Source organism: Micrococcus sp. APC 4021 (assembly GCF_030407635.1).
Lineage (GTDB): Bacteria > Actinomycetota > Actinomycetes > Actinomycetales > Micrococcaceae > Micrococcus > Micrococcus luteus.
Genome location: NZ_JASDCZ010000011.1, coordinates 15,050 through 29,800, shown reverse-complemented (window position 1 = coordinate 29,800; position 14,751 = coordinate 15,050). Strand labels below are relative to the sequence as shown.

16 protein-coding genes are annotated in these 14,751 nt (G+C 71.8%); 15 read left to right on the top strand and 1 reads right to left on the bottom strand.

Annotation, left to right across the window (positions count from 1 at the left end):
* The 15 genes from rho to QL983_RS02165 all read left to right on the top strand — a co-directional run.
* The coding region (rho, locus tag QL983_RS02235; RefSeq protein ID WP_290151151.1) for a transcription termination factor Rho at positions 1-1,813 on the top strand (1,813 nt) is incomplete at its 5' end.
* Positions 1,814-1,928: 115 nt separating this feature from the next.
* A complete protein-coding gene (prfA, locus tag QL983_RS02230) occupies positions 1,929-3,038 on the top strand; it encodes a peptide chain release factor 1 (RefSeq protein ID WP_010079025.1) in 1,110 nt (369 codons plus the stop codon).
* Positions 3,035-3,937: a peptide chain release factor N(5)-glutamine methyltransferase gene (prmC, locus tag QL983_RS02225; protein WP_078026024.1), complete on the top strand. Its 903-nt coding sequence runs from the start codon at positions 3,035-3,037 to the stop codon at positions 3,935-3,937. Before prfA ends, prmC begins: the two co-directional genes overlap by 4 nt.
* The gene (locus tag QL983_RS02220; protein WP_036341350.1) at positions 3,934-4,665 is read left to right on the top strand and encodes an L-threonylcarbamoyladenylate synthase; all 732 of its coding nucleotides are present in this window, start codon (positions 3,934-3,936) and stop codon (positions 4,663-4,665) included. The genes prmC and QL983_RS02220 overlap by 4 nt, the downstream gene beginning before the upstream one ends.
* Positions 4,666-4,674: 9 nt before the next feature.
* A complete protein-coding gene (locus QL983_RS02215; protein ID WP_078026025.1) occupies positions 4,675-5,814 on the top strand; it encodes an MraY family glycosyltransferase in 1,140 nt (379 codons plus the stop codon).
* Complete coding sequence (locus QL983_RS02210; RefSeq protein WP_036313059.1) at positions 5,811-6,245, top strand: hypothetical protein; 435 nt, start codon at positions 5,811-5,813, stop codon at positions 6,243-6,245. Before QL983_RS02215 ends, QL983_RS02210 begins: the two co-directional genes overlap by 4 nt.
* Before the next feature lie 231 nt (positions 6,246-6,476).
* Positions 6,477-7,277, top strand: a complete 801-nt coding sequence (gene atpB / locus QL983_RS02205) for a F0F1 ATP synthase subunit A (RefSeq protein WP_002857266.1) — start codon at positions 6,477-6,479, stop codon at positions 7,275-7,277.
* A 150-nt stretch (positions 7,278-7,427) separates the two neighbouring features.
* Positions 7,428-7,643, top strand: coding sequence for an ATP synthase subunit C (locus QL983_RS02200; protein ID WP_002857264.1), 216 nt, complete (start codon positions 7,428-7,430; stop codon positions 7,641-7,643).
* 84 nt (positions 7,644-7,727) lie between these two features.
* A complete protein-coding gene (locus tag QL983_RS02195) occupies positions 7,728-8,282 on the top strand; it encodes a F0F1 ATP synthase subunit B (RefSeq protein ID WP_036313055.1) in 555 nt (184 codons plus the stop codon).
* Positions 8,279-9,094, top strand: coding sequence for a F0F1 ATP synthase subunit delta (locus QL983_RS02190; RefSeq protein ID WP_036313053.1), 816 nt, complete (start codon positions 8,279-8,281; stop codon positions 9,092-9,094). Before QL983_RS02195 ends, QL983_RS02190 begins: the two co-directional genes overlap by 4 nt.
* Before the next feature lie 90 nt (positions 9,095-9,184).
* Entirely contained in the window at positions 9,185-10,819 is a 1,635-nt protein-coding gene (gene atpA, locus QL983_RS02185; RefSeq protein WP_036313129.1) for a F0F1 ATP synthase subunit alpha, read from the top strand.
* A gap of 83 nt (positions 10,820-10,902) precedes the next feature.
* On the top strand, positions 10,903-11,796 hold the full coding sequence (locus QL983_RS02180; RefSeq protein ID WP_036313050.1) for a F0F1 ATP synthase subunit gamma: 894 nt from the start codon (positions 10,903-10,905) through the stop codon (positions 11,794-11,796).
* A 53-nt stretch (positions 11,797-11,849) separates the two neighbouring features.
* A complete protein-coding gene (atpD, locus tag QL983_RS02175; RefSeq protein ID WP_036313047.1) occupies positions 11,850-13,307 on the top strand; it encodes a F0F1 ATP synthase subunit beta in 1,458 nt (485 codons plus the stop codon).
* A 6-nt stretch (positions 13,308-13,313) separates the two neighbouring features.
* On the top strand, positions 13,314-13,589 hold the full coding sequence (locus QL983_RS02170; RefSeq protein WP_036313044.1) for a F0F1 ATP synthase subunit epsilon: 276 nt from the start codon (positions 13,314-13,316) through the stop codon (positions 13,587-13,589).
* A 34-nt stretch (positions 13,590-13,623) separates the two neighbouring features.
* Complete coding sequence (locus QL983_RS02165) at positions 13,624-14,013, top strand: DUF2550 family protein (protein WP_223247525.1); 390 nt, start codon at positions 13,624-13,626, stop codon at positions 14,011-14,013.
* 14 nt (positions 14,014-14,027) lie between these two features.
* Here QL983_RS02165 and nucS read toward each other — a convergent pair whose 3' ends face one another.
* Complete coding sequence (nucS, locus tag QL983_RS02160) at positions 14,028-14,723, bottom strand: endonuclease NucS (RefSeq protein ID WP_002857250.1); 696 nt, start codon at positions 14,721-14,723, stop codon at positions 14,028-14,030.
* Between the last annotated feature and the right edge of the window lie 28 nt (positions 14,724-14,751).

Here is a 14,751-nt window from a genome sequence, read left to right as displayed (position 1 = left end):
CCCGGCCGCCGAGCGCCCGGCCCGCCGCCGCTCGCGCCGCGCCGACGCCGACACCTCCGCTCCGGCCGCCGCCGCCCAGGACGGGCAGCCCCAGGCCGAGGCCCGCGAGGACCAGACGGAGCAGGCCCCCCGTGAGACCGCCTCGGACCAGGATCGGTCCGGGGGGTCCGAGGCCCGCGACGAGGGCGAGGACCGCCCGCAGTCCGAGCGCCGCTCCCGCAATCGCCGCCGCGCCGGCGACGACGACGCCCAGCAGGGTCAGGACCGTCGCTCCGACGGCGCCCAGGGCGAGGACGGCGCGGACCGCCGCGGCGACAGGGAGGACCGTGACGACAACGGGCGCGAGAACGGCCGCGGCCGCAACGGCCGCAACGGGCGGGACCGTGAGAACGGCCGTGACCGCGAGAACGGCCGCGAGAACAATCGTGACCGCGAGAACGGCCGTGACGGCTCGCGCGAGCAGCGCGGCGACAAGTCCGAGGACGGCGGCCGGGGCGACGGCGGACGCGGGGACCGCAGCCGCCGCGACGACCGCGACGACGAGGGCGGCCGCAACCGTCGCAACCGCCGCAACCGCAACGAGCGCGGCCGCAACCGCCGTGGCCGCGGCGGCCCTGAGGTCGACGAGACCGAGCTGACCGAGGATGACGTCCTGCAGCCCGTGGCCGGCATTCTCGACGTGCTGGACAACTACGCGTTCGTCCGCACCTCCGGCTACCTGCCGGGCCCGAACGACGTCTACGTCTCCCTGGCCATGGTGAAGAAGTACGGTCTGCGCAAGGGCGACGCCGTCGTCGGCGCGATCCGCGCCCCGCGCGACGGAGAGAAGCAGCAGCACCACGGCGGCGGCTCCAACCGCCAGAAGTTCAACGCCCTGGTGAAGATCTCCTCGGTCAACGGCCAGCCCGCCGTCGAGCACCCGCAGCGCGTGGAGTTCGGCAAGCTCGTGCCGCTGTACCCGCAGGAGCGCCTGCGCCTGGAGACCGATCCCAAGCTGATCGGCCCCCGCGTGATCGACCTGGTCAGCCCCATCGGCAAGGGCCAGCGCGGCCTCATCGTCTCCCCGCCCAAGGCCGGCAAGACGATGATCCTGCAGTCGATCGCCAACGCGATCAAGACGAACAACCCCGAGGTCCACCTCATGATGGTGCTCGTGGACGAGCGCCCCGAGGAGGTCACCGACATGCAGCGGTCGGTGGACGGCGAGGTCATCGCCTCCACGTTCGACCGCCCGGCGGACGACCACACCACCCTCGCCGAGCTGGCCATCGAGCGCGCCAAGCGCCTCGTGGAGATGGGCCGCGACGTCGTCGTGCTGCTCGACTCCATGACCCGCCTGGGCCGCGCCTACAACCTGGCCGCCCCGGCCTCGGGCCGCATCCTCTCCGGCGGTGTGGACTCCTCGGCTCTGTACCCGCCGAAGAAGTTCTTCGGCGCCGCCCGCAACATCGAGAACGGCGGCTCGCTGACCATCCTGGCCACCGCGCTGGTCGAGACCGGCTCGCGCATGGACGAGGTGATCTTCGAGGAGTTCAAGGGCACCGGCAACATGGAGCTGCGCCTGTCCCGCCACCTCGCTGAGCGCCGCATCTTCCCGGCGGTGGACGTCAACGCGTCCGGCACCCGCCGCGAGGAGGCCCTGCTCTCGCAGGAGGAGGTCAAGATCATGTGGAAGCTGCGCCGGGTGCTCTCCGGCCTCGACCAGCAGCAGGCCCTCGACCTGCTCACCAACAAGATCAAGGACACCGCGTCCAACGCCGAGTTCCTCATGCTGGTCTCCAAGACCACTCTGGGGTCCAAGGGCGACGACTGACCGTCCCGTCGCACGGCCCCGTCCCGCCCGGGGGAGCTCGTCTCCGCCGGACGGGGCGGGGCCGTCCGCATCGGACAGCCCGGCCCCCTGAGGCCGGAGGAGGAGAGGCACGCACGTGTTCGATTCGGAGCAGCGACGCGAGGCCGTGGATCGGCTCCTGGCGGAGCATCGCGAGCTGACGGCGCGCCTGTCCGACCCGGCGGTGCACCAGGACCCGGCACTCGCCCGCCGGCTGAACCGGCGGTTCGCCGAGCTCGGCGCCGTGGTGACGGCCCACCGCGCCTGGTCGGCGGCCGCGGAGGAGCTGGCCGACGCGCGGGAGCTGGCCGCAGCCGGCGATGACGACGCGGCGGCCTTCGCGGCCGAGGTGCCCGGTCTGGAGGCGGCCGAGGCGGAGGCCGCCGAACGGCTGCGCCGGCTGTTGATCCCGCGCGACCCCGACGACGCCCGCGACGTGATCCTCGAGATCAAGGGCGGCGAGGGCGGCGAGGAGGCCGCCCTGTTCGCCGGCGACCTGCTGCGCATGTACCTGCGCTACGCCGACTCCCGGGGCTGGAAGACGGAGGTCCTCTCCGCCACGCACTCCGACCTGGGCGGCTACAAGGACGTCCACGTGGCGGTGCGGGGGAGCGCGGCCGACCCGGCCGACGGCGTCTACGCCCGGCTCAAGTTCGAGGGCGGCGTGCACCGCGTGCAGCGCGTGCCCGTCACCGAGTCCCAGGGCCGCATCCACACCTCCGCCGCCGGCGTGCTCGTGCTGCCCGAGGTGGACGCCCCGGACGAGGTCCACCTCGATCCGAACGACCTCAAGGTGGACGTCTTCCGCTCCTCCGGGCCGGGCGGCCAGTCCGTCAACACGACCGACTCCGCGGTGCGTCTGACGCACCTGCCCACGGGGATCGTCGTCTCCATGCAGAACGAGAAGTCCCAGATCCAGAACCGCGAGGCCGCGCTGCGCGTGCTGCGGTCGCGGCTGCTCGAGCGGCAGCGGGCGGAGCAGGACGCCGAGGACTCCGCGGCGCGCGCCGCGCAGGTGCGCACCATGGACCGCTCGGAACGCATCCGCACCTACAACTTCCCGGAGAACCGGATCGCGGACCACCGCACCGGCTACAAGGCGCACAACCTCGACGCGGTCCTCGACGGCGACCTCGAGGCCGTGATCGCCTCCTGCCTCGCCCTCGACGAGGAGCGGCGGCTCGCCGCGCTGGGCGGGGACGCGTGAGCGCACCGGCCTGGTCCGCGCTGCTGCGCGACGCCGCCGCACGCCTGACCACGGTGGGCATCGACTCGCCGCGCGTGGACGCCGAGCTGCTGCTGGCCCACGTGCTCGGCCTCGACCGCGGCGCGCTGCTGGCCCGGGTGTTCGCCGGGGCCGTGGCCGAGCCCGCGCAGGCGGCGGCGTTCGAGGCGCTCATCGGACGCCGCGCCGCCCGCGAGCCCGTCCAGCACCTGACCGGCGTCGCGCACTTCCACGGGCTCGACCTGGCGGTCGGCCCGGGCGTCTTCGTCCCGCGGCCGGAGACCGAGCTGCTCGTGGAGACCGTCGTGGCCGACCTGGCCGCGCGGCCCACGGCGGGCGTGGTGGTGGACCTGTGCACCGGCTCCGGCGCGATCGCCGCGGCCGTCGCGGCGTGGGGCGAGGCACGGGGCCGCCCGCTGGCCGTCACCGCCGTCGAGCTCGACCCGACGGCGGCCGACTGGGCCCGGCGGAACCTCGCCCCGCGCGGGGTCGACCTGCGACAAGGTGATGCCCTTGTCGCATGCCCGGACCTCGAGGGCCGCGTGGACGTCGTCGTGAGCAACCCGCCCTATGTGCCCGAGGCCGAGGTGCCCGCCCAGCCCGAAGCGCGGCTGGACCCGGCGCGGGCACTCTACGGCGGGGACGCACCCGGGCTGCGGATCCCGCAGGCCATCGTGCACCGGGCGGCGGAGCTGCTCGTCCCGGGCGGCCTGTTCGCCATGGAGCACCACGAGACGCAGGGCCCGGCCCTTCTGGCCGCCCTCGGCGCGGACCCGCGGTTCATGGGCGTCCGAGTCCACCGGGACCTCACCGGACGGGACCGGTTCCTGACGGCGCGCCGGTCCGGCGAAGCCGCGGCGGGCGCGGAGGTGGAAGAATGACCGACGTGAGTGACTTCATCGACGTCTCGGATCCGGCCGCCCTCGAGAATGCCGTGGCCCGCGCCCGCGAGGTCCTCGCGGACCGCGGCTGCGTGGTCCTGCCCACGGACACCGTCTACGGCATCGGAGCGGACGCGTTCTCCCCCCTGGCCGTGGCCGTGCTGCTGGCCGCCAAGGGCCGTGGCCGCACCATGCCGCCGCCCGTGCTCATCGCGGACCGCCGCGTCATGGCGGGCCTCGCGTACGACGTGCCGGAGGAGGCCGAGGCCCTCGCCGAGCGCTTCTGGCCCGGCGCCCTCACGCTCATCCTCAAGTCCCAGCCCACGCTGACCTGGGACCTGGGCGAGACCCGCGGCACCGTCGCCCTGCGCGTGCCCGACGACGCGGTGGCCCGCGAGCTGCTCTACGCCGTCGGCCCCATGGCCGTCTCCAGTGCGAACCGCACCGGCATGGACGCCGCCACCACCGCCGACGCCGCCCGCTCGATGCTGGGGGAGTCCGTGGCCCTCTACCTCGACGCCGGCCCCCGCGAGAGCCGGGATCCCTCGACGATCGTGGACTGCACCGTCACCCCGTTCCGCGTGGCCCGGCAGGGCTCCGTGCCCCTGGAGGAGCTGCGCGCGGTGGTGCCGGACCTGCTCGCCGAGGGCGAGGAGCCCCCGGTCGCCGCCGATCGGATCGCGGCTGAGGACGCTGCCGCGGCGCGCCCCGCCGACCGGGAGGCCTGACCGGCCCCTATGCGCGCGTATCTCGTCCTGGTCATGGTCACGGCCGTCGCCTGCGGGGCCCTGACGCCCCTCATGCGCCGGCTGGGGCTGCGCGCGCGCGTGTTCACCCCGCTGCGCCAGCGGGACGTGCACCGGCACCCCGTGCCGAAGCTGGGTGGCGTCGCCATGGCCGCGGCCGTGCTGGTCGGCTTCGCCGTCGGGGGAGTCGTGCCGTTCCTCCAGGGGATCTACGCGGACGACGCCGCGATGCGCGGGCTCCTGGTCGCCGTCGCCGTCGTGCTCGTCGTGGGCATCGCCGACGACATGTGGGACCTGCGCTGGTGGGTGAAGATGGCCGGCCAGGTGCTGGCCGGACTCGCGGTGGCCCTCGGCGGGATCCGCATCGAGGCCATGCCGGTGGGCTGGATCCCGGTGGGGAACGAGACCACGCAGGTCATCCTCACGGTGTTCGCCGTGGTGCTGACGATGAACGCGATCAACTTCGTGGACGGTCTGGACGGCCTGGCGGCGGGCGTCGCGCTGATCGGCGGCTCGGCCTTCTTCGTCTACTCGTATCTGCTGACGCGGACCATCAACCAGTTCGACTACGCCAACCTCGCCACCCTGCTCATGGCCCTGCTCGTCGGCGCGTGCGTAGGCTTCCTGCCGTGGAACCTGGCCCCGGCCCGCATCTTCATGGGCGAGGTGGGGGCCATGCTCATCGGCCTGCTGATGGCTGCGGCCGCGGTCGCCGTGACCGCTGACGTGAACGCCCTGGACGGGATGCGCTTCCGCAACGTCCCCGCCTACATGCCGATCCTGCTGCCCGTCGCCGTCCTCGCACTGCCGCTCGCGGACCTCGCCCTGGCCGTGCTGCGGCGGACGGCCAAGGGCACCAGCCCCTTCTCGGCGGACCGCGGGCACCTGCACCACAAGCTCGTGGACGGCGGCTACACCCAGGCGCAGGCCGTCGGGCTGCTCTGGCTCTGGGCGTTCCTCGTGGCATGGGGCGCGGTGTCCCTGAACTTCGTGGACCACATGGTCGTCCTGCCCGTGCTCGCCGTGGCCCTGGCCGGAGCCGGCTACCTCACCCTGCATCCGATCGTGGAGCGCCGTCGCGCGGACCGGAACGACGCCGCGGCCCACCCGGACGAGCGGGGGGACGCGTGACCGGGGCGGGAGGTCGCCGACGCCGGCGCCGCTGGGAGAACCGCCGCGGCTGGTGGGGGATCCTCGGGTGGTCCCTGGCCGCGGCGGGGGTTGCCCTGGCGATCACGTGCGCCGCGTGGCTGCTCTCCGTCGGCGGGGAGGCAGCCGGGAGCGCCCTGCTGGGCGGTGGCGCGGTGCTTGCGCTCTCGGCGCTCACCGGGGTGACGACGGCACTCGTCTGGGACCGGGCGCGCGAGGCGGCGCTGCCGGTCAGCGTGGGGCTGTTCGTGCTCAAGATCGCGGTGTTCGCGGTGCTGCTGGGGGTCCTGCCCCGCCCCGGCTGGGTCCGGGCGGACGCGGCGGCGATCGCCGCCCTCGTGACGATCCTCGTCTGGCAGGCCGCGGAGGTCCTCGTCTTCGCCCGGACCCGCCGCGGGATCTACGCCGACTGACCCGCCCGAGGGGCGAAGACACGGAGCCGCGGGCCATGCCGTGGGCCCCGTCTGCGGTACGGAGCACGGGTCACCGTTTGGTATCGTTGGCGGCGAACACTTCGACGGCGTCCATCTGCCGCCATCCGTGTCTCGCATCGCACCGGTACCCCCGCAATGTCGCGGCGCCCGCCTGTGGTCCGGGGACGAGGCTGCGGTCCCGTCGACTGCATCACTTCGGAGAGGAACCGCGTGCTGACCCTCGTGCTGGCCAACGCATCATTCGTGCCCCCCACCATCTCTGATGGTCACCTCCCGGAGATCTTCCCCTGGGGTGCGGAGTACGGCACCGGCTTCGGCAAGCAGATGCTGCTCGTCCTGCTCTCCGTGGTGCTCATCACCGCCTTCTTCGCGTGGGCCATGCGCCGTCCCCGGCTCGTGCCCGGCAAGGCCCAGTGGCTCGCCGAGTCCGGCTACTCCTTCGTCCGGAACGACATCGCGAAGGACATCCTGGGCGAGAAGAACTTCAAGCAGTGGGTCCCGCTGCTCTTCGCCATCTTCTTCTTCGTGCTGCTGAACAACCTGTTCGGCGCCATCCCGGTGCTGCAGCTGCCGACCTTCTCCCACGCGGGCGCCGCCTACGGCCTGGCCCTCATCGTCTACGCGATCTGGATCGGCGTCGGCATCAAGCGCCACGGCGTGCGCTACCTGAAGCTGGCCGTCGTGCCCTCGGGTGTGCCCGGCTGGATCCTGCCGCTGCTCGTGCCGCTGGAGATCATCTCCAACTTCATCGTGCGCCCGCTGACCCACTCCCTGCGTCTGATGGCCACCATGCTCTCCGGCCACATGATCGTGATGCTCGCCGGCGCCGGCGCCGCCTACCTGATCACGCAGACCGGCAGCCTGGCCCTGCAGGGCACCGGCATCCTGGTCATCCTCGGCTCGGTGGCCCTGTACTTCCTCGAGCTGCTGATCATGTACCTGCAGGCCTTCGTCTTCACGCTGCTGACCGCGATCTACATCCAGGGCGCGATCGACGCGAACGACCACTGATCTTCCGGGGCCGCCTCGGGCACGACCCAGGCGGCTGCGGTACGGCGGGAGAGCCCGCCACCAGTCTTCCCGGCCCTCCGCAGGAGGACCACCCGGGAGGCCGACCCTCCACAACCCGGCCGGACACCTCGGCCTCGTGAAAGGAACACCATGGAACTGCACGGTTCGCTCAACATGATCGGCTACGGCCTCGCCGCCATCGGCTCCGCCATCGGCGTGGGCCTGATCTTCGCCGCCTACATCAACGGCGTCGCCCGTCAGCCGGAGGCCCAGCGCATCCTGCAGCCGATCGCCCTCCTGGGCTTCGCGCTCGCCGAGGCCCTCGCCATCCTGGGCCTCGTCTTCGCCTTCGTCATCGGCGCCTGACGCGCCGCGTCCACGGAGCGCCCGCACGGTGAGACCGTCGGTGCTCCATCTCCACAGGACTCTTGACCGAAGGATGGTTGAAACATGATCAGCAACGGACTGATCCTCGCGGCGGCTGAGGGGGCCAACCCCCTGATCCCCAACCCGTGGGAGATCCTCGTCGTCGTGGTGGGCTTCGCCCTGCTCATGTTCATCGTCATCAAGTTCATCGTCCCGACCCTCGAGAAGTCCTACCAGGACCGTGTCGAGGCGATCGAGGGCGGTCTGGCCAAGGCTGAGAAGGCCCAGGCCGAGGCGAACGCGATGATGGCGGACTACGAGTCGCAGCTGGCGGACGCCCGCACCGAGGCGAACCGCATCCGCGAGGATGCCCGCACCGAGGCCGCCGAGATCGTGGCCGAGGCGCGCGAGCGCGCGACCGCCGAGGCGAGGCGCATCTCCGAGCAGGCGCAGGCGCAGATCGCCGCCGAGCGTCAGCAGGCCGCCGCGCAGCTCAAGGGCGAGGTCGGCTCGCTGGCCACGACCCTGGCCGGCAAGATCGTGGGCGAGTCCCTCGAGGACGACGCCCGCTCGCAGCGCGTGGTCGACCGCTTCCTGGCTGACCTGGACCGTCACCAGAGCGCAGGTGTCGCCGAATGATGACGGGCGCATCGAGGGACTCCCTGGCCGCCTCCCTGGAGGCCGTCGGTCCGGTGCTGGACGAGGGCGGCGTGGCCCTGGCACGCGAGCTGTTCGGCGCGCTGGACGTGGTGGACGAGCACGGCGCCCTGCGCCGCGCCCTGACCGACCCCGCCTGGACCACCGAGCGCCGTCACGGCCTCGTCGACTCGCTGTTCGGCGCCCGGGTGACCCCCGGTGCACTGCAGGTCCTCAAGGACCTGGCCGGCCGCCGCTGGTCCGCGGAGCGCGATCTCGGGGACGCCCTCGAGACGGTGGCCGTGCACGCGGCCGCCGCGGAGGCCGCACGCGGCGGACACGCGGGCCTGGCCGCCCTCTTGGGCGAGCTGCTGGCCTTCAACCGCACGGTGGAGGACTCGCACGAGCTGCAGCGGGCGCTCACCGATCAGCACGCACCCCTCGAGGCGCGGGCCGCTCTGGCCGGTCGTCTCCTGGGCGAGTCGGCCAGCCCGGCCGGCCGACTGCTGGTCGAGCGCGCCGTCTCGGCCCCGCGCGGCCTGAAGCCGTCCGCCGCTATCCGCAAGGCCGCGGACGTCGTCGCCGAGCGGCAGCGCCAGTGGATCGCCGAGGTGACCGTGGCCCGGCCGCTCGAGGCCGAGCAGCAGGAGCGGCTGGCCCTGGGCCTGCGCCGCGCCTTCGGCCGCGATCTCGTCATGGACGTGACGGTGGACCCCCACGTGGTGGGCGGCGTCCGCGTCCAGGTCGGCGACGACGTCGTCGACGGGTCCATGGCCTCGCGCCTCCACGACCTCCAGCGGCGGATGGCCGGCTGACGCCGGCTCCCGCCCGCATCCGGAACACCCACGAACGTAAGCATCATCGTCACGTCGATGATCACCAAGCACAGAGAGCAGGGACTGCAGATGGCCGAATTGACCATCAACGCTGACGATGTCCGCAATGCCTTGAACGATTTCGCGGCATCGTACGAACCGTCGGGCACCGATCGCACCGAGGTCGGCCGTGTCATCTCCGCGGCGGACGGCATCGCTCGTGTGGAGGGTCTGCCCTCCGTCATGGCGAACGAGCTGCTGCGCTTCGAGAACGGCATCCAGGGCCTTGCCCAGAACCTCGACACCCGCGAGATCGGTGTCGTCGTCCTCGGCGAGTTCCAGGAGATCCGCGAGGGCATGGAGGTGCAGCGCACCGGCGAGATCCTCTCCGTCCCGGTGGGCGACGCCTTCCTGGGCCGCGTGGTGGACCCGCTGGGCCAGCCCATCGACGACCTGGGCCCGATCGAGGCCGAGGGCCGCCGTGCCCTCGAGCTGCAGGCGCCGACCGTGACCGAGCGCAAGTCGGTCCACGAGCCGCTGCAGACCGGCATGAAGGCCATCGACGCCATGATCCCGATCGGCCGTGGCCAGCGTCAGCTGATCATCGGTGACCGCCAGACCGGCAAGACCGCGATCGCCGTCGACACGATCCTCAACCAGAAGGCCAACTGGGAGTCGGGCGACGTCGAGAAGCAGGTCCGCTGCGTCTACGTGGCCGTGGGCCAGAAGGCCTCCACCATCGCCGGCGTCCGCGCCACGCTGGAGGAGCACGGCGCCCTGGAGTACACCACCATCGTGGCCTCCCCGGCGTCCGACCCGGCCGGCTTCAAGTACCTCGCCCCCTACGCCGGCTCGGCCATCGGCCAGCACTGGATGTACGGCGGCAAGCACGTGCTGATCATCTTCGACGACCTGTCGAAGCAGGCCGAGGCCTACCGTGCCGTCTCCCTGCTGCTGCGCCGCCCGCCGGGCCGCGAGGCCTACCCGGGCGACGTCTTCTACTTGCACTCCCGGCTCCTCGAGCGCTGCGCCAAGCTCTCGGACGAGATGGGCGCGGGCTCGATGACCGGCCTGCCGATCATCGAGACCAAGGCGAACGACGTCTCGGCCTACATCCCGACCAACGTCATCTCCATCACCGACGGCCAGATCTTCCTGCAGTCGGACCTGTTCAACGCCAACCAGCGTCCCGCCGTGGACGTGGGCATCTCGGTGTCCCGCGTGGGCGGCGCCGCCCAGGTCAAGGCCATGAAGAAGGTCTCCGGCACGCTGAAGCTGGACCTGGCGCAGTACCGCGACCAGCAGGCGTTCTCCATGTTCGCCTCGGACCTGGACCCGGCCACCCGCCGCCAGCTCGCCCGCGGTGAGCGCCTCATGGAGCTGCTCAAGCAGCCGCAGTACTCGCCCTACCCGGTCGAGGAGCAGGTCGTGTCCATCTGGACCGGCTCCAAGGGCCACCTCGACGAGGTGCCGGTGCAGGACGTGCTGCGCTTCGAGCGCGAGTTCATCGACCACCTGCGTCGCCACACCTCCGTCCTGACCGACATCGCCTCCACCGGCAAGCTCGAGGACGGCACCGTGTCCGCGCTCGAGTCGGCCGTCGCCGAGTTCTCCAAGGGCTTCCAGTCCTCCGAGGACGGCGGCGTGCAGGCCGGCCACGAGGAGCACCGCGCGATCGAGCAGGACCAGGTCGCGCAGGAGCAGATCACCAAGCAGAAGCGCTGACCGCCGGTCGGTGAGGGAGCGGTCCGGCGTCGGACCCCACGGGGACGACGCCGGGCCGCCCTCCCGCCAGGGAAAGGACCACCATGGGAGCCCAGATCCGGGTCTACCGTCAGAAGATCGCGTCGACGTCGTCGATGAAGAAGATCTTCAAGGCGATGGAGCTGATCGCCACGTCTCGCATCACCAAGGCACGTGAGCGCGTCAGCGCGTCGCTGCCCTACGCGAACGCGATCACCCGCGCCGTCTCGGCCGTGTCGAGCCAGCACGACATCGATCATGTCCTCACCACGGAGCCCGAGAACCCGACCCGGGCGGCCGTGCTCATCATGTCCTCGGACCGCGGCCTCGCCGGCGCGTACTCCGCGAACGTGCTGCGCAAGGCCGAGCAGCTCCTCACCCGCCTCGGCGAGGAGGGCAAGGACGTGGACGTGTACGTCGTCGGCCGCAAGGCGCAGACGTACTTCGACTTCCGCGGCCGCGGCTACAAGCAGCTGTGGACCGGTCAGACGGACGCCCCCGTCGCCGAGCGCGCCGCCGAGATCGGCGAGGTGCTCGTGGACGCGTTCCTCACGGACACGGCGGACGGCGGCGTGGACGAGATCCACGTCGTGTTCACCGAGTTCGTCTCGCTCGTGAAGCAGAACCCCCACGTGGTGCGCCTGCTGCCCCTCGAGGTCGTCGAGGAGGAGGCCGCCACCGCCGAGGATGTGCTGCCGCTCTACGAGTACGAGCCGGACGCGGAGGAGGTCCTCGACGCGCTGCTGCCCAAGTACATCGAGTCGCGCATCTTCAACGCGATGCTGCAGTCGGCGGCCTCGGAGCTCGCCAACCGTCAGCGCGCCATGAAGTCGGCGGGCGACAACGCCACGAGCCTCATCAAGGACTACACGCTCCTGATGAACAACGCCCGTCAGGCCGAGATCACCCAGGAGCTCACCGAGCTCATCGCGGGCGCGGACGCGCTCAACAACTCCTGAGCCCGTTCGGGACTCACCAGACTCGCCATCCACACACGATAGAAGTGAGAGAGATGACTGCCACCATCACTGACCAGGGCACCGGGACCCCCACCGGCGGTGCCACCGGACGCGTGTCCCGCGTCATCGGCCCCGTGATCGACGCCGAGTTCCCGGCCAACGCGATGCCGGAGATCTACAACGCGCTGACCACCGAGATCGACCTCAACGGCCAGCGCCGCACGGTCACCTTCGAGGTCGCCCAGCACCTCGGCGACAACATGGTCCGCGCCATCTCCCTGCAGTCCACCGACGGCCTGGTGCGCGGCACCGACGTCGTGGACACCGGCGCCCCCATCTCGGTGCCGGTCGGCGACGCCGTGAAGGGCCACATCTTCAACGTGCTCGGCGAGACCCTGGACATGCCCGCCTCGCAGCTGCAGGCCGAGGACCGCTGGCCGATCCACCGCCCGGCGCCGAACTTCGCCTCCCTCGAGGGCTCCACCGAGATGCTGGAGACCGGCATCAAGGTCATCGACCTGCTGACCCCCTACATCAAGGGCGGCAAGATCGGCCTGTTCGGCGGCGCCGGCGTGGGCAAGACCGTGCTCATCCAGGAGATGATCACCCGTGTGGCCCGCAACTTCGGCGGCACCTCCGTGTTCGCCGGCGTCGGCGAGCGCACCCGTGAGGGCAACGACCTCTGGGTCGAGATGGAGGAGGCGGACGTCCTCAAGGACACCGCCCTCGTGTTCGGCCAGATGGACGAGCCGCCGGGCACGCGTCTGCGCGTGGCCCTGTCCGCGCTGACCATGGCGGAGTACTTCCGCGATGTGCAGAACCAGGACGTGCTGCTGTTCATCGACAACATCTTCCGCTTCTCGCAGGCCGGCTCCGAGGTCTCCACGCTGCTGGGCCGCATGCCCTCCGCCGTGGGCTACCAGCCGAACCTGGCGGACGAGATGGGCGTGCTCCAGGAGCGCATCACCTCGACCCGCGGCCACTCCATCACCTCGATGCAGGCCGTGTACGTCCCCGCGGACGACTACACCGACCCGGCCCCGGCCAACGTGTTCGCGCACCTGGACGCGACCACCAACCTGACCCGTGACCTCGCGTCCCGTGGCCTGTACCCGGCCGTGGACCCGCTGGCCTCGACCTCGCGCATCCTCGACCCGCAGTACGTGGGCCAGGACCACTACGACGTGGCCATCCGCGTGAAGCAGATCCTGCAGAAGAACAAGGAGCTGCAGGACATCATCGCGATCCTCGGTGTGGACGAGCTCTCCGAGGAGGACAAGATCACCGTGGGCCGCGCCCGCAAGATCGAGCAGTTCCTCTCGCAGAACACCTACACCGCCAAGCAGTTCACCGGCGTCGAGGGCTCCACCGTGCCGGTCAAGGACACCGTCGAGGGCTTCAAGGCCATCGCCGACGGCGACCTGGACCACGTCGCGGAGCAGGCCTTCTACAACGTGGGCGGCCTGGACGACGTCGAGCGCGAGTGGGCCAAGATCCAGGCCGAGGGCTGATCGATCATGGCTGAGCTCAACGTCGAGATCGTCTCCGAGGAGCGGTCCATCTGGTCGGGCGCCGCGTCGGCCGTGTCGGCGCGCACCGTCAACGGTGAGATCGGCATCCTCCCGGGCCACACCCCGATGCTGGCCGTCCTCGGCGACGGCGAGGTCGTGGTGCGGACCACGGACGGCGGCACCGTGACCGCGCAGGCCCGCGGCGGCTTCTTCTCCGTGGACCACGACCGTGTCGTGATCGCCGCGACGTCCGCCCGGCTGGGCGACGCCGCGGCGGCCTGACGCGGCGCGGCAGGACCTGACGGTGGAGGGCCCGGTGCTCATCGCCTCGGCGACCGTGGTGGCAGTCATCGTGCTGTCGGCACTCGCCCTGGTGATGCGGCGCCGGGCCCTCGCCCGTGTCACGGCCGCCTTCCCGGCGGTCCTGGAGCGGGAGGGCCCGGGGCGTGAGCGCGTGATCGGCGTCTACGACGAGTCCCGCCTGCGCCTCACCGGGGGCTGGCGCCTCTCGCGGGAGCGCTGGAGCGCGGACCGGAGCCGCCTGCAGATCGACCGCCTCCCGGCGGACGAGGCCGGCCGGGCCGTCCTGGAGCTGAGCGCCGGCGCACGTCCGGTGCGCGTCGTCGTCGACCCCGACGACGCCGGCGCCCTGCGCGCCTGGAGCGAGGCGGGGCCGTCCGCGGCGTCGTCCTTCTGGCGTCGCTGAGCCCGCCCGGCGCCTCAGAACAGGCGGGACTCGGCGTCGTCCACGCCGCGCATCGCGTCGTAGTCGAGGGTGACGCAGCGGATGCCGCGGTCCTCGGCGAGGGTGCGGGCCTGGGGCTTGATCTGCTGGGCCGCGAACACGCCGCGCACGGGCGCCAGGAGCGGGTCCCGGTTCATCAGCTCGAGGTAGCGGGTGAGCTGCTCGACCCCGTCGATGTCCCCGCGGCGCTTGAGCTCGACCGCCACGGTGCCGCCGTCGGCGTCGCGGGCCAGGATGTCGACGGGGCCGATCGCCGTCATGTACTCGCGGCGCACGAGGGTGTGGCCGTCGCCGAGCAGGCTGATCTGCTCGGCCAGCAGACGCTGCAGATCCGCCTCCACGCCGTCCTTGACGAGGCCGGGGTCCACGCCGAGCTCGTGGGAGTCGTCCGCCAGGACCTCCTCGATGAGCACGATGAGTCGGTCGTCGGACTTCTTGGCCTGTACGCGCCAGACCTGCGTCACCCCCTGGTCGGCCTGATCGGGGGAGGGCTCCTCCACGTGCAGGGTCGCGGGCGGCGACATCCAGTTGAGGGGCTTGTAGGAACCGCCGTCGGAGTGCACCAGCACCGAGCCGTCCGCCTTCACCATGAGCAGGCGGGTGGCGGTGGGCAGGTGGGCGTTCAGGCGGCCCTCATAGGTCACGGAGCAGCGGGCAATGACGAGTCGCACCGGTCCATCCTAGGCGGACCGTGCCCAC

What these genes read in the sequence shown, in the direction of transcription:
- atpD (WP_036313047.1), top strand. Translation starts at nt 11,850, where the DNA reads ATGACTGCCACCATCACTGACCAGGGCACCGGGACCCCCACCGGCGGT.
- QL983_RS02200 (WP_002857264.1), top strand. Translation starts at nt 7,428, where the DNA reads ATGGAACTGCACGGTTCGCTCAACATGATCGGCTACGGCCTCGCCGCC.
- QL983_RS02215 (WP_078026025.1), top strand. Translation starts at nt 4,675, where the DNA reads ATGCGCGCGTATCTCGTCCTGGTCATGGTCACGGCCGTCGCCTGCGGG.
- QL983_RS02220 (WP_036341350.1), top strand. Translation starts at nt 3,934, where the DNA reads ATGACCGACGTGAGTGACTTCATCGACGTCTCGGATCCGGCCGCCCTC.
- QL983_RS02195 (WP_036313055.1), top strand. Translation starts at nt 7,728, where the DNA reads ATGATCAGCAACGGACTGATCCTCGCGGCGGCTGAGGGGGCCAACCCC.
- QL983_RS02180 (WP_036313050.1), top strand. Translation starts at nt 10,903, where the DNA reads ATGGGAGCCCAGATCCGGGTCTACCGTCAGAAGATCGCGTCGACGTCG.
- QL983_RS02190 (WP_036313053.1), top strand. Translation starts at nt 8,279, where the DNA reads ATGATGACGGGCGCATCGAGGGACTCCCTGGCCGCCTCCCTGGAGGCC.
- QL983_RS02170 (WP_036313044.1), top strand. Translation starts at nt 13,314, where the DNA reads ATGGCTGAGCTCAACGTCGAGATCGTCTCCGAGGAGCGGTCCATCTGG.
- atpA (WP_036313129.1), top strand. Translation starts at nt 9,185, where the DNA reads ATGGCCGAATTGACCATCAACGCTGACGATGTCCGCAATGCCTTGAAC.